Origin of the sequence: Alteromonas sp. P256 (assembly GCF_036864455.1) — a bacterium.
In the GTDB taxonomy this organism is placed as follows: domain Bacteria; phylum Pseudomonadota; class Gammaproteobacteria; order Enterobacterales; family Alteromonadaceae; genus Alteromonas.
This window is the reverse complement of sequence record NZ_JAZETM010000002.1, coordinates 177165-190433: the sequence shown is the minus strand read 5'-3', so window position 1 is coordinate 190433 and position 13269 is coordinate 177165. Positions and strand designations below refer to the sequence as shown.

General features: G+C 43.5%; 11 protein-coding genes and 7 tRNA genes. 14 read left to right on the top strand and 4 right to left on the bottom strand.

Annotated features, from left to right (window positions below):
* Positions 1–3: 3 nt before the first annotated feature.
* The 4 genes from V7R39_RS04175 to V7R39_RS04160 form a co-directional block, all read right to left on the bottom strand.
* Positions 4–684 (bottom strand): hypothetical protein, encoded by a 681-nt coding sequence (locus V7R39_RS04175; RefSeq protein WP_334028479.1) that lies wholly within the window; start codon positions 682–684, stop codon positions 4–6.
* Positions 685–1079: 395 nt separating this feature from the next.
* The gene (locus tag V7R39_RS04170) at positions 1080–2234 is read right to left on the bottom strand and encodes a Na/Pi symporter (RefSeq protein ID WP_334028477.1); all 1155 of its coding nucleotides are present in this window, start codon (positions 2232–2234) and stop codon (positions 1080–1082) included.
* A 249-nt stretch (positions 2235–2483) separates the two neighbouring features.
* Positions 2484–3530: an NAD(P)-dependent alcohol dehydrogenase gene (locus V7R39_RS04165; protein WP_334028475.1), complete on the bottom strand. Its 1047-nt coding sequence runs from the start codon at positions 3528–3530 to the stop codon at positions 2484–2486.
* A gap of 41 nt (positions 3531–3571) precedes the next feature.
* Complete coding sequence (locus V7R39_RS04160) at positions 3572–4717, bottom strand: GGDEF domain-containing protein (RefSeq protein WP_334028473.1); 1146 nt, start codon at positions 4715–4717, stop codon at positions 3572–3574.
* A 439-nt stretch (positions 4718–5156) separates the two neighbouring features.
* Here V7R39_RS04160 and V7R39_RS04155 point away from each other — a divergent pair, with 439 nt between their 5' ends.
* The 14 genes from V7R39_RS04155 (at position 5157) to V7R39_RS04090 (ending at position 13240) form a co-directional block, all read left to right on the top strand.
* Positions 5157–5651, top strand: a complete 495-nt coding sequence (locus V7R39_RS04155; protein WP_334028471.1) for a ribose-phosphate pyrophosphokinase — start codon at positions 5157–5159, stop codon at positions 5649–5651.
* Between the two features lie 120 nt (positions 5652–5771).
* Positions 5772–6773, top strand: a complete 1002-nt coding sequence (gene ahr / locus V7R39_RS04150; RefSeq protein ID WP_334028469.1) for an NADPH-dependent aldehyde reductase Ahr — start codon at positions 5772–5774, stop codon at positions 6771–6773.
* A gap of 391 nt (positions 6774–7164) precedes the next feature.
* Positions 7165–7797, top strand: a complete 633-nt coding sequence (locus V7R39_RS04145) for a 50S ribosomal protein L25/general stress protein Ctc (protein WP_163105573.1) — start codon at positions 7165–7167, stop codon at positions 7795–7797.
* A 5-nt stretch (positions 7798–7802) separates the two neighbouring features.
* Complete coding sequence (gene pth / locus V7R39_RS04140) at positions 7803–8384, top strand: aminoacyl-tRNA hydrolase (protein WP_334028467.1); 582 nt, start codon at positions 7803–7805, stop codon at positions 8382–8384.
* Positions 8385–8425: 41 nt separating this feature from the next.
* Positions 8426–9517: a redox-regulated ATPase YchF gene (ychF, locus tag V7R39_RS04135; RefSeq protein WP_287008443.1), complete on the top strand. Its 1092-nt coding sequence runs from the start codon at positions 8426–8428 to the stop codon at positions 9515–9517.
* A gap of 316 nt (positions 9518–9833) precedes the next feature.
* A complete protein-coding gene (locus V7R39_RS04130; protein WP_334028464.1) occupies positions 9834–10670 on the top strand; it encodes a peptidylprolyl isomerase in 837 nt (278 codons plus the stop codon).
* Between the two features lie 223 nt (positions 10671–10893).
* Positions 10894–10970 (top strand) — tRNA-Met (locus V7R39_RS04125).
* A gap of 34 nt (positions 10971–11004) precedes the next feature.
* A tRNA-Leu gene (locus V7R39_RS04120) sits at positions 11005–11089 on the top strand.
* Positions 11090–11093: 4 nt separating this feature from the next.
* Positions 11094–11169: transfer RNA gene (locus tag V7R39_RS04115), tRNA-Gln, on the top strand.
* A 23-nt stretch (positions 11170–11192) separates the two neighbouring features.
* Positions 11193–11277: transfer RNA gene (locus V7R39_RS04110), tRNA-Leu, on the top strand.
* Between the two features lie 2 nt (positions 11278–11279).
* Positions 11280–11355, top strand: a tRNA-Gln gene (locus V7R39_RS04105).
* 52 nt (positions 11356–11407) lie between these two features.
* Positions 11408–11484, top strand: a tRNA-Met gene (locus V7R39_RS04100).
* A 16-nt stretch (positions 11485–11500) separates the two neighbouring features.
* A tRNA-Gln gene (locus tag V7R39_RS04095) sits at positions 11501–11576 on the top strand.
* 257 nt (positions 11577–11833) lie between these two features.
* Positions 11834–13240 carry an alanine/glycine:cation symporter family protein gene (locus tag V7R39_RS04090; protein ID WP_163105577.1) on the top strand — a complete coding sequence of 469 codons (1407 nt, stop codon included), beginning with the start codon at positions 11834–11836 and terminating at the stop codon, positions 13238–13240.
* Positions 13241–13269: the final 29 nt, after the last annotated feature.

The window sequence follows — 13269 nt, the reverse complement described above, 5'->3', positions numbered from 1 at the left end:
AAGCTAGATATGGGGTGAAATAGACAGTGAAAGTGAAAACTGTGTTTTTTTCCACATACTACCCACCTGATAAAACATGCTAATCATCAATAACGAAAACCACCATTCGTATGCATTCTCCCATTCATCCCAAAACTCAGGAAAGACGTAGCCGACTATCGCACTAAAAATTGCAGTAACGATCAATATGGTTGCGCTAATGCTAAGTCTATTTTGTTCAGTGACAATGTTTAAATGATGCGTATCGACTTTGTCTACGTAGCCTAGAAGCAATAAATGCGCGAAGGCACTAAAGGCAAAGTAAAAAATGACGCCAATCCGCCTTGCCAGTCCGTATGCGTTTCCTTCGGCTCCCAACGTAACGGTATAGATAACCAAAGCGATACTGGCGATAATACCCATTAGAACAAGTGGTTTAGCTTTGTAAGCCCCCTCTGTTACTTGTTGAACCCACTGATATAACAAAAGCCAATATGCGCTCATTAGCACCGCAGTGGGAATAAGTAACGCCTTGAAAACGAAGAACTCAGGGTATTGCCTACCTGTGGCACTGATAGAATGGCAACTTGACCAGTAAGGGTTACAGGGCTCAAGGTTACCCACGAATATGCCGATTAAGAGCGTAGTATGCACTGCAATAAAAGGAAGGAAAACGCATATCATTGCTATTGCGCGAGGTATCATTGTAAAGCTATCCCCCTAAACAAGTAACGAAAGTATTCGTGGTTGACTTGGTGGTTGACTTCGTTGTTGATTTGGCTGTTGACTTAATGATTAACAATATAGCGTAACTAACCCGCTTTCCCTAAAAGCGCCAAATTGTAACGACTGTAAACAAAAGCAGTGCAATAGTGGCAAGAATAGTGAGTAATTTAATGTTTATATCAATTTTTTTAGGTAGCTTGTCATCTTTGGGCACGATAATTCCCCTGACGTTTGTAGCAACGAATCCCATGAACAAATAATAAACACCTAAATTCCGCTACGCAATATATCAGCGTCACGACGCAAACCCCCTTTAACGGTAAAGTGCCTTCGTAACAAAATGACACTTAGTTCGTTCATTAAATATTCGTTCATTACATGGTAGTGAATATGGCACCTAACGGCAATACAAAGAACAACCCACCAATATAAGCGGCACCATAGAGCTTTTGCTCAGCCGCGATTACAGATAGCCGGTAGGACAGGTTAAGAGGTATTTCCCTCAGTAGCGGAATACCATAAATGAGTGTTACCCCGAGCACGTTATATATTAAGTGCACAAGCGCAATTTGAAGTGCAAACCCGCTATTCGCCCCCACTACGCCCAACGCAGCAATGAGCGCGGTGATACAAGTGCCGATGTTAGCGCCGAGGGTAAATGGGTAAATATCTCTAGCTTTTAAAATACCACTACCCACCAATGGCACCATTAAAGAGGTAGTGGTAGACGATGATTGCACTAGCACTGTCATAATCGCACCGGAAGTGATGCCTGATATAGGGCCCTTTCCGATGCTTTTATGCAGAAGGTCTTTCGCTTTGCCTACCATGAGCGACTTCATTATTTTGCCCATATAGGTTATTGACAACATAATAAGGCCGATCCCAATTATTATTTTGGCTACACCTGGATAAATTGAAGGTAAAAATTGAAGTAGACTAGTTACTAAATCCGTCACGGGCTGAGTAGCGGCTTTGATAGGGTTCACTCCTGCAATGGCCAGCGCCTGTGATGTATTAAACAGCGATACGATTTCGCCGCTAAGATATTCTAAAATACCGAAGGCCATTTCTAACGGTAAGAATATAAGCACAGACATAACGTTAAAGAAATCATGAATGGTAGCGGCATTGAACGCACGTTGAAATTCTTCTTTGCGAGCTACATGGCCCAAGCTCACCAATGTATTAGTAATACTAGTACCGATATTTGCCCCCATCATCATAGGTATGGCTATTGTAATGGGAAGGCCACCGGCCACCATACCAACAATGATCGACGTTACTGTGCTTGATGATTGAATTAGCGCAGTAGCCACCATACCTATAATAAGCCCCATCACAGGGTTTGACGCAAAGCTAAACAATTCTCTAGCATGGTCGCCCGTAGCATATTTGAAACCACTGCCTATCATGCTGACCGCAAGTAACATGACATACACTAAGAACGCCAGTAGTAACCAATGCCGCCAGTTGCTTTGTTTTAAAAATGTGCTGCGACCTACTGCTTGAGGGTCATTAATTGACATAATTCATACAGATAAAAAAATGATAATTAATAATATGACGCGCGTATTACACAAAAATGACGGATTACTCACCTACTCACCTACTCACTTACTAGCGCAATACACAGTATGAAAAGGTATTCAAAGTAAGAAGAGTGAGTGGCCTAATGAGGGAAACAGAATTGATACAAAAACACCGGCGCTAGCGGCCGGTGTTTTTACGTAGAGGTTTTTTTACAAAAAGATAAAGAAACCGTTATAGCGAAAAAGCTATACAGATAAGCTTGCCATATCAATAACAAAGCGATGCGCTACATCACCGGCTCTCAAATGATCGAAGGCGTCATTGACTTGCTCTGCTTTTATCACTTTACATTCAGGGTGAATACCATGTTCAGCGCAAAAATCTAATACTTCTTGGGTCTCTTTGATACCACCAATCAGCGAGCCGGCAACGCGGCGGCGACCCATTACTAGTGGCGCTGTCATAGATTCTTCCATAGGCCCTATTTGACCCACGATGACGAGCGTACCGTCAATATCAAGCAGCGGCGTGTATTGATCTAAAGAATGTTTTACTGGAACGGTATCAATGATTAAATCGAACGTTGACGCAGCTTCTTTCATCGCCTTTTTGTCTGTTGATACTAAAATGTCGTTTGCGCCACTTGATTTCGCATCTTTCGCTTTAGAATCTGAACGAGAGATAACAGTCACTTGGGCGCCCATGGCTACAGCTAATTTTACCGCCATGTGGCCTAAACCGCCCATGCCGATAACAGCTACTCGGCTGCCCGCTTTTACATTCCACGTTTTAAGCGGTGAATAGGTAGTAATACCCGCACAAAGAATAGGTGCTGTTTTAGCAATATCCAAAGCCTCAGGTATGCGTAAAACAAATTCTTTACGAACAACAATGTGCTTAGAATACCCACCTTGTGTGGTTTCACCTGAAATTCTGTCTGGCGCACCATAAGTAGGCGTCATGCCGTTACGACAATATTGTTCTTCACTGTGCTCACATTGGTCACAGGTTTGACAACTATCAACCATACAACCTACGGCAACGTGATCGCCAATGCTGTAGTCATGCACGTCACAGCCGATATCAATCACTTTACCCACTATTTCGTGCCCTGGAACTAATGGGTAGGGCTGAGGCCCCCAATCGCCATTCACCGTGTGCAAGTCAGAGTGGCACACTCCGCTGTATAAAATCTCAATGGCCACATCATTGTCGCGCAGTGCTCTGCGTTCGAAATGATAAGGTTCCATATGAGCATCTGAAGAATGCGCTGCGTAGCCAATTGTTTTCATATAAACTCCGGTTGTGTGCAAAGTGAAATACTGTACTGACTTTAGGACGTATTTTTACCGTAAACACGCCACTGATTTTTGCCGTTCTGTTTTGCAATGTACATCGCCTTATCGGCTTGTTTAAGCAATGTATCTATACCGTCTTCATCAGGCCAGCCGAAAGCCCCACCAACACTAATATTTATCGAAAAATTACCAATACTAGTAAGCAGCCCACTTTCAAAGCTTTCACATAACGTGCGACAAAGCAACTCAATGAGACTTTTGTCGGTCGTCCTCACAATAACAACAAACTCGTCTCCCGACACTCTTACTAGCTTAGAAACCGAATCAGGAGGCAAGCATGAATTAATGAACTGCTTACAATGCGCGCCGAATGTCATTAAAATTTCATCACCAAAGTCATGACCGTAAGTGTCATTAACCTTTTTAAAGTCATCTATATCAATGAATATTACGCCGAACGTATTTCGCTTTCTTTTTCGTCGCAACTGGCGTTTTAAAAACGAGTTCATCCCACTTCGATTTAATACGCCGGTTAACACATCAAGTTCTATTTGACTTTTGAGCATGTAGCGATGCCGCGCTATCAATAACACAACGATAATAAACGTAAAAATGAGCAACACACATATAGCCGTTATAACGGAAAGATAGCGCCCCTCCAACATTAACTCATTAACTGAAATACGGTATTCTCCAGGTGCACTAAATCCATTATGCACAATGACAAATCCAGTAACTTTGTCTAGTTCAGCAAGAGAGTCTCTCATTCCAATGTTGTAGCGGTACAGCCACCAACTTTCCACTTCAAAATTAACTAGTGGAATATTATAAGCGAAAGGGGTTACAGAATTATCCAACGTAACGCCTTGATACTTTTGTGTATCTACGTTTTCTTTTGACGCATAACTATCGTTAAAGCTCGTTAATTGAAGACGAACACTACCATTGTTGTTAGGACCGGTAACACTGAGGTTTATGGTTAAAGACGAATAGTCTGTAAAGTCTATCGATTCAGTAACATCGTTTGCAAAGTGGTAACGGAAACCGCAAACATACATTTTATCTAATTTGTTAATAGTGCACGTAGATTTTAGATGTTGACCATTGTGTACTTCGACCTTTGCTCCGATATCGCCAATGGCTATCGGGCTAATTCTGCTGTCCACAGGTTCGTTCAACAAAGCCAACTCTTTGTTGAGCAATCCCATTGCAAGAAACAGGAGCGGAGATACCCCCAACACAAATAAAGAAATGTGAAAAGAGTTTCGAAAATACCATTTTTGTAAAAATTTATTTCGAGCTATCTCGTGCATATTGCGATATTTAATTGATTTTACTTATAAATAAAATGAGCTTTCCTGACAAAATGGTGGCACTGTTTTTCGTTTTTCGTTTTTTGTCACTTCTATTGCGATTAGTCTCAGTTTTACACCCTAACACAGTACCTTCGACAAAAAAATAAGCGACACAGCGCGAGGTCCCCTGGTATTAAGTCGATGAATAAGTACACCACTGATAATAGAGAGCAATCGCTACAGTAAATACTCTGTGTTTACCGCATATTCTATGTACACCCCACATAATTGTGGTAGATTTTTGAATCTAAGGGCAAAAAACAGTATGGAATTTAAGACAATGAATACGAAGGCAATAAAGTCAACATTGCTAAATACGCTTTTTTTTATAGCAATTGCACTTACGGTTTCTGCATGTAAAGAAAACCATGAGGGGGAAGAAGCTATAATGAATAACAGCAACGAAACGAAAACAGACAAAATGAAGGCGCAGGAGAATGCCCCCACTGAATTAAAAACCGAGCCAGTGACACAAGCTGAAGCTAAAGAAGTGAGCGTTAACGACAGTGTTACGTTGAAAGGCAGCATTATTTATAAAGAATTAGAAGGCGGCTTTTTTGCGTTTATTACTGAAAGCGGCGACCGATTTACGCTACACAATTTAGATGAGCAATATCATCAAAATGGCCTTATCGTTGAGATTGAAGGCGTGACCAAACCTAGAATGATGACCATCACGCAATATGGTACGGTTTTAGAAGTACTTGACGTTAAAGTGCTCGACACCAGCAAAGTTATTAACCGAGTAGAAACACAGTAATAATACCGACCGAGTGAGTGAGCACGTAATAATGAATGCGTGCTGATCGTATCTTCAATTTAAGCGTAACCATCTTTAATCAACAGAAATATTAAACAAATGTAATTAAGGATGAACGCAATGATAAGCGCCTACGCAGCAAAAGAACCCGGTGGCAAGCTTGAGAAATTTGAGTACGATCCTGGGGAATTAGCCAGTCATGATGTTGAAATTGATGTAGAAAGCTGCGGCATCTGCCATAGCGATTTAAGCATGCTTGACAACGAATGGGGGTTTACCGAATACCCGTTTGTGCCAGGTCACGAAGTGGTCGGTACCATCAGTAAAGTAGGTGCCCACGTTACCTCTTTGCAGATTGGACAACGCGTTGGTCTTGGTTGGCATGCAGGATACTGCAACAGCTGTCGTACCTGCGAAGAAGGCGATCATAACTTGTGTCAGCAAGCGACCATGACCATTGGCGGTCGACACGGTGGGTTCGCTGAAAAAGTGCGTGCACAAGCCCGCGCAGTGGTGCCATTGCCTGAAAAGCTAGACGGCACGAAAGCCGGCCCGCTATTTTGTGGTGGTATCACTGTATTTAATCCCCTTGTACAATTTGATATTAAACCTACCTCTGAAGTCGGCGTTGTGGGGATTGGTGGTTTAGGCCACTTGGCATTGCAATTCTTGAATGCCTGGGGCTGTAAAGTAGTAGCATTCACCTCAAGTGAGTCTAAGAAGAAAGAAGCCCATGAATTAGGCGCTCACGACACCATTAATAGTCGCGATGAAGATGAGATACAAAGAGCCGAAGGCCGTTTCGACCTCATTATTTCTACGGTCAATGTAAAACTTGATTGGAACTTGTACTTATCAACGCTTGCGCCAAAAGGTCGTTTACATTTTGTAGGCGCAACCCTAGAGCCACTTGATATTGGCGCATTCAACCTTATCGGCGGTCAAAAAAGCGTTTCCGGCTCTCCTGTGGGCAGCCCGGCGACGATCAAAACTATGCTAGATTTTGCTGAGCAGCATGGCATTGAACCGGTAACTGAAACCTTCAAGTTCGACCAAATCAATGAAGCGGTTGAACGCTTGCGTGAAGGCAAAGCGCACTATCGTGTAGTGTTAACAAGATAGAGTAATGACGCGATAGAGTACTAACTTGATAGAGTACTAACTTGATAAAGTACTAGCTCGATAAAGAATTAGCGCGATACAGAAGTAGTCCGATAGCAGCACTTGGGATAGATTTTAGAGCCTGAGCGCTGCATTTACATGATCGACATTTACATAATCGGCAATTATATCAGCGAAAACAAAAGCGCCCTACAAGGCGCTTTTTTGCTGCCTCTACAATTGTAAGTTAGGGTGTGCGGTGGTAGAATTCGCCGCCCTTGAAAATCGGGGTCGTGAACTATTGGCTAATTATGAGTAATGTTCTTAGGATATTTACTCAGGCCAACAGCGCGTTAACAGTGGGTTTTGGTCGCAAAAACCCACATCATTAACTTATTATTGGAGACATACAATGTCTGATTCAATTTTTAACCTAGACGCTTCTGTTCGTACAGACCTAGGGAAAGGTGCGAGCCGCCGCCTACGTCGCGAAGATAAGCTTCCTGGTATCATTTACGGTGGTGAAGAAGCACCTGTATCTATTACTCTTGATCACAACAAAGTGAATAACTCTGCTGACTTTGAAGCATTCTACTCTCACGTTCTTACATTGAACGTAGACGGTAAAGCGACTGAAGTACTAGTAAAAGATATGCAACGTCACCCGTACAAGCCAAAAATTACACACATCGATTTCCAACGTGTAATTGCTGGTCAAGACGTTCACACTAACGTTCCAATTCACTTCACAAACGAAGACAAGTCTGCTGCTATTAAAGCAGGCGGTATTGCTGAGCACCACGTAAACGAAATCGAAGTTACGTGTCAGCCTAAAGATCTTCCAGAGTTCATCGAAGTAGACATTGCTAACGTTGAAATGGACCAAACTCTTCATTTGTCTGACGTTACTTTACCAGCAGGTGTTAAATCTGTTGAGCTTGGTAAAGACGACGAAGCACACGACCTTGCTGTTGTGACTGTTAAGCCAGCTCCTAAAGCTGCTGAAACAGATGAAGACGGTGAAGAAGAAGCTACAGAGGAATAATCCTCTTGGCTGATATTCGCCTTATCGTGGGTCTGGGTAATCCAGGCCCCGAATATGAAAATACCCGACACAATGCCGGCGAATGGTTTCTTAACCAGCTTGCTGACACCTACAATACCCCGCTAAAACCCGAATCCAAGTTCTTTGGAAAAACCGCTCGAATTACTATTGCTGGTAAAGACATTAGGTTGCTCTACCCTACAACTTTTATGAATAAAAGTGGTCAAGCAGTAGCAGCACTTGCGAATTTTTACCGAATTGAGCCAGAACAAATTTTAGTGGCGTTTGACGAGTTAGACCTTCCTCCGGGAGTAGCCAAGTATAAAGTTGGCGGTAGCTCTAGTCAGAATGGTGTTCGAGATATTGTGGCAAGAATGGGTAACAATAATGATTTTCTTCGCTTGCGAATTGGTATCGGTCACCCAGGCCATAAAAGCCGAGTGACAGGACATGTTCTTGGAAAGCCTTCAGCAGAAGAAAAAACGGCCATAAAAAGCGCCGTTGATGAAGCGGTACGCTGTACCGAAATCTTACTGAAAGACGACCTAAAACAAGCGCAAAATCGACTTCATGCTCACAAAGCGTGAGTTCGAGCCAGATATAACTTTTCCAGACAAGGATCCATACCATGGGTTTTAAATGCGGTATTGTTGGCCTACCCAACGTAGGTAAATCAACACTTTTTAATGCATTAACAAAAGCAGGTATTGAAGCGGCAAACTTTCCGTTTTGTACTATCGAGCCAAACACTGGCGTTGTTCCTGTGCCAGACCTTCGCTTGGATAAGTTGGCTAAAATTGTAAATCCTCAGCGTGTTATTCCAACAACAATGGAATTCGTTGATATCGCTGGGTTAGTTGAAGGTGCTTCCAAAGGTGAAGGCCTTGGTAACAAATTCCTAGCAAATATTCGCGAAACCGACGCTATTGGTCATGTTGTTCGCTGTTTCGACGATGAAAATATTGTTCATGTTGCTGGTCGCGTAAGCCCGCAAGACGATATTGACGTTATCAACACAGAGCTTGCGCTTTCTGACTTAGAAACAACAGAAAAAGCCCTGCATCGTGTAGCTAAACGCGCTAAAGGCGGCGATGCTGACGCGAAATTTGAAATGAAGGTGCTTGAAAAAATTAAGCCACATTTAGACGAAGGTTTATTACTGCGTTCTTTAGAACTGACTAAAGAAGAGCATGCAGCGATTAGCTACATGAATATGCTTACCCTTAAACCAACCATGTACATTGCTAATGTGAATGAAGAGGGATTTGAGAACAATCCATATCTTGATAAAGTACGTGAAATTGCAGAAGGCGAAAACGCGACAGTTGTTGCGGTTTGTGCTGCAATAGAATCAGACATTGCTGAACTTGAAGACGACGAGCGCGAAGAATTTATGCAAGACATGGGGCTAGAAGAGCCTGGTCTAAATCGCGTTATTCGCTCTGGTTATGAGCTACTTACGCTGCAAACCTATTTCACTGCCGGTGTAAAAGAGGTTCGCGCATGGACATTCCCAGAAGGGTCAACTGCACCGCAAGCTGCCGGTAAAATTCATACCGACTTTGAAAAAGGCTTTATTCGGGCCGAAATAGTCAGCTACGATCATTTTGTGGAGTATAACGGTGAGCAAGGCGCTAAAGACGCAGGTAAATGGCGTTTAGAAGGTAAAGAGTACATTGTTAAAGATGGCGACGTTATTCACTTCAGATTTAACGTGTAAGCCTTTTCATCTACATCTTGTAAAAGCTTAATGACAAGCCACTCGTAAGAGTGGCTTTTTTATATGGGATTTTTATTGTTGACGCTTTGCGCTACTGATATAACAAGTATATTAAACACAAATAGGTATTCCGATGTACTCTAGCACCCTATCAAGCTGCTCCAGTAGAAAGCAGCATACAACACCTCCTTTGACTCACTCATGGCAACACTCTTTAATTAGCCCCATAAAAAATAGCCCCATAAATTCTCCTCAATCAAAGCCCTTTAGCTCAATTGTATTTATGGTCGCCGCGTTATTCGCATTAGCATTAACAATGAGTGCCAAAGCCCACAGTGCGGACAACCCAGTAGCGCTCATGAGTGGCAGTAGTAACCATTGGTATAAAGTGCCATCAGAAGATACGGTGACGTTTACCACAGAGTATGGCGATGTTGTTATTGCTCTTAACCCTAGTCTTGCGCCAAAACACGTTGAGCGCTTTAAAGCCCTTATTAAGTCGGGCTTTTACGATAAACAGTATTTTTATCGGGTGGTAGATGGCTTTGTGGCGCAGGCCGGCAGTAACGATACCCACGATAAAGAGCAGATTGCACCAGCACTTTTGGCCGATATTCCTGCTGAATTTACACGTCCTTTATCGCAAGGCGTGAGCGTTGTTGAATCCCGTGATATGTTTGCCCCGAAAACCGGATTTTTAGATGGCTTTGCGGTTGGCATAGATGAAGGGCGCGGTGAAATGTGGGGGCTACACTGCCCCGGCACAGTGGCGTTTGCTCGCAACAGTGAAAAAGACACGGCTTCCACTGAGTTTTATATTGTGATTGGCCAAGCACCTCGTCATTTAGACAGAAATATGTCAGTGGTGGGAAGAGTGGTAAGCGGAATGCCAGCATTGCAAAAGCTACCAAGGGGCGATGCCCAGTACGGTAGTGTCATACAAGAGGTAACCGATAACAGTAAAATAGGACGAGCCCTCGTTCACAGCGATAATCACCCTAATTATTATATTCAACAGCCCAAGCACGAAGAATACCTATCGCGAACTAACACTGGCAAAACGTTAGATAATCCGTTTTTTCACGACAAGGTATACGCACCACGACCTGTTGATGTTTGCTATTACAAAACTAAAGCAACGATTACCCCTTAATCAATGATCTTTACTTTTTAGAGGCAATATCGAGGGGAAATATAAAAGATATTGCTCACTTTTAACGGTTAGGTTGGTCAAATTCGCCGCGTTTTGCATGTTATTCGAACGGCTCCGCGCACATATTAACCATTTAAAAAAAGTTAGCAAAAAAGGGGTTGACGGGTGCGAGTCATATACGCATAATACGCGCCACTTCCTGAGAGGGAAGAGAAGTATGAAAGGCTACGTAGCTCAGTTGGTTAGAGCACATCACTCATAATGATGGGGTCGCAAGTTCGAATCTCGCCGTAGCCACCACTTCTCATTATCTCTTTTAGGAATGTCTAGCTGCGCGGGAGTGGTGGAATTGGTAGACACGCTGGATTTAGGTTCCAGTGCTTCACGGCGTGAGAGTTCAAGTCTCTCCTTCCGCACCAAAGTTGGGGTATAGCCAAGTTGGTAAGGCAACGGGTTTTGATCCCGTCATTCGTAGGTTCGAGTCCTGCTACCCCAGCCAACTTTGTAACAGCTAGTGTCTATGCGGGAGTGGTGGAATTGGTAGACACGCTGGATTTAGGTTCCAGTGCTTCACGGCGTGAGAGTTCAAGTCTCTCCTTCCGCACCATTTGGGGTATAGCCAAGTTGGTAAGGCAACGGGTTTTGATCCCGTCATTCGTAGGTTCGAGTCCTGCTACCCCAGCCAAATTCTAGAGAGCCGCTCACACGAGCGGCTTTTTAATGATTTGCAAAAGAAAGGCTAAGTAGCTCAGTTGGTTAGAGCACATCACTCATAATGATGGGGTCGCAAGTTCGAATCTCGCCTTAGCCACCATCTTTTACCTGTCTTTTGGGATATAGCCAAGCTGGTAAGGCAACGGGTTTTGATCCCGTCATTCGCAGGTTCGAGTCCTGCTATCCCAGCCATATTGTGAAAAACCGCTCTACTGAGCGGTTTTTTATTGCCTAAAACAAATGCCCCCTACTCTATTTGCATACTTTTTCTTAAGTTATGCATAATTCATCATAATAACCGCCACTTTTATGGCTTTATTTGTGTTTAGGTCATGCTAGTATTACCGGCTTCTTTGAATTAGACACTGTAGTTACTCCAGCTTTTGTGGGCAGTTAAAAGCCATGTCTTTTCTAAAACACCTAAATAAAATAATAACGAAGGAAAGTGCGTGATAAACGAATTCGTTTCATTTGTGAATAATATTTTGTGGGGCGACGGCCAAGTTCTTATCGTTATGCTGTTAGTGTGCGGTATCTGGTTTACAGTAAAACTAGGCGGTGTGCAGTTACGGCATTTTGGCCACATGTTTGCGCTACTTAAAAACAGTAAAACGTCCAACGAAGAGGGGATCAGTTCCTTTCAGGCGCTATGTACCAGTTTATCGGCCCGCGTAGGCACAGGTAACCTAGCAGGCGTTGCCGTGGCTATTTCTCTTGGCGGGTCTGGCGCCATATTCTGGATGTGGATGATAGCGCTGCTAGGCATGGCTACCGGCTTCGCTGAAAGCGTACTCGGCCAGCTATACAAAGTAAAAGACGAGAACGGCGAATTTCGTGGTGGACCGGCTTACTACATAAAACAAGGATTAAACAAAACTTGGCTAGCCGTTGCCTTTTCTTTGTGCTTGTTTTTTGGCTACGGATTTGTATTTAGTGCGGTACAGGCAAACACCATTACCGATGCGCTCAACAATGCCTATGCGTTTAAAAGCGAATATGTAGGCATAGCTATCATTTTGCTTGCCGCGCTCATTGTTGTGGGCGGTTTACGCGGTATAGCGCGATTTGCAGAGTTCGTTGTGCCGTTTATGGGAATTGGTTATGTGCTTGTTGCCCTTACCATCACCTTTATCAACATCACCGAATTACCCGCCATGCTGCTAGACATCATAAAATCGGCCTTTGGTCTTCAAGAAGCAGGAGCTGGTGCGCTAGGAGCTGCGATAAAAAACGGAATACAGCGAGGGTTATACTCAAACGAGGCAGGCAGCGGCTCGGTACCTCACGCAGCGGCAAGCGCGGCGCCAAACCCTAATCACCCAGTGTCTCAGGGCTACATACAAATGCTGGGCGTATTTTTAGATACTATGATTTTATGTACGTCTACCGCCTTTATCATTTTACTTGCAGGCGGCTCTAGCTCAGAACAAATGGAAGGCATACGACTAACCCAAGATGCCATGAGCAGTCACTTGGGAGAAGGCGGTACAGACTTTGTTGCTGCGGCAATAAGCTTGTTTGCTTTCACCTCGGTAGTAGCAAACTATGCCTACGGCGAGAGTAATCTGCACATGTTTAAACTAGATAACCGCGCAGGACGCGCAGCTTACACCATTGGTTATTTAGGCATGATTTACTGGGGTGCACAAGCGGCACTACCGCAAGTATGGGCCATGGCCGATATGGCGTTAGGGCTTATGACAGTCATCAACATTATTGCCATTGTTTGGATGACGCCTACTATTGTTTCTATCAGTAAAGATTACTTTAAAAAGAAAGACAGCGGAGAAACGGTGGAATACAAAGCCGGTGACTGCGAAATACAGGGTAAATCTGAAGACGGTATTTGGAAATAGGCCTTACTTGGAAATAGACCGTTTTGTTT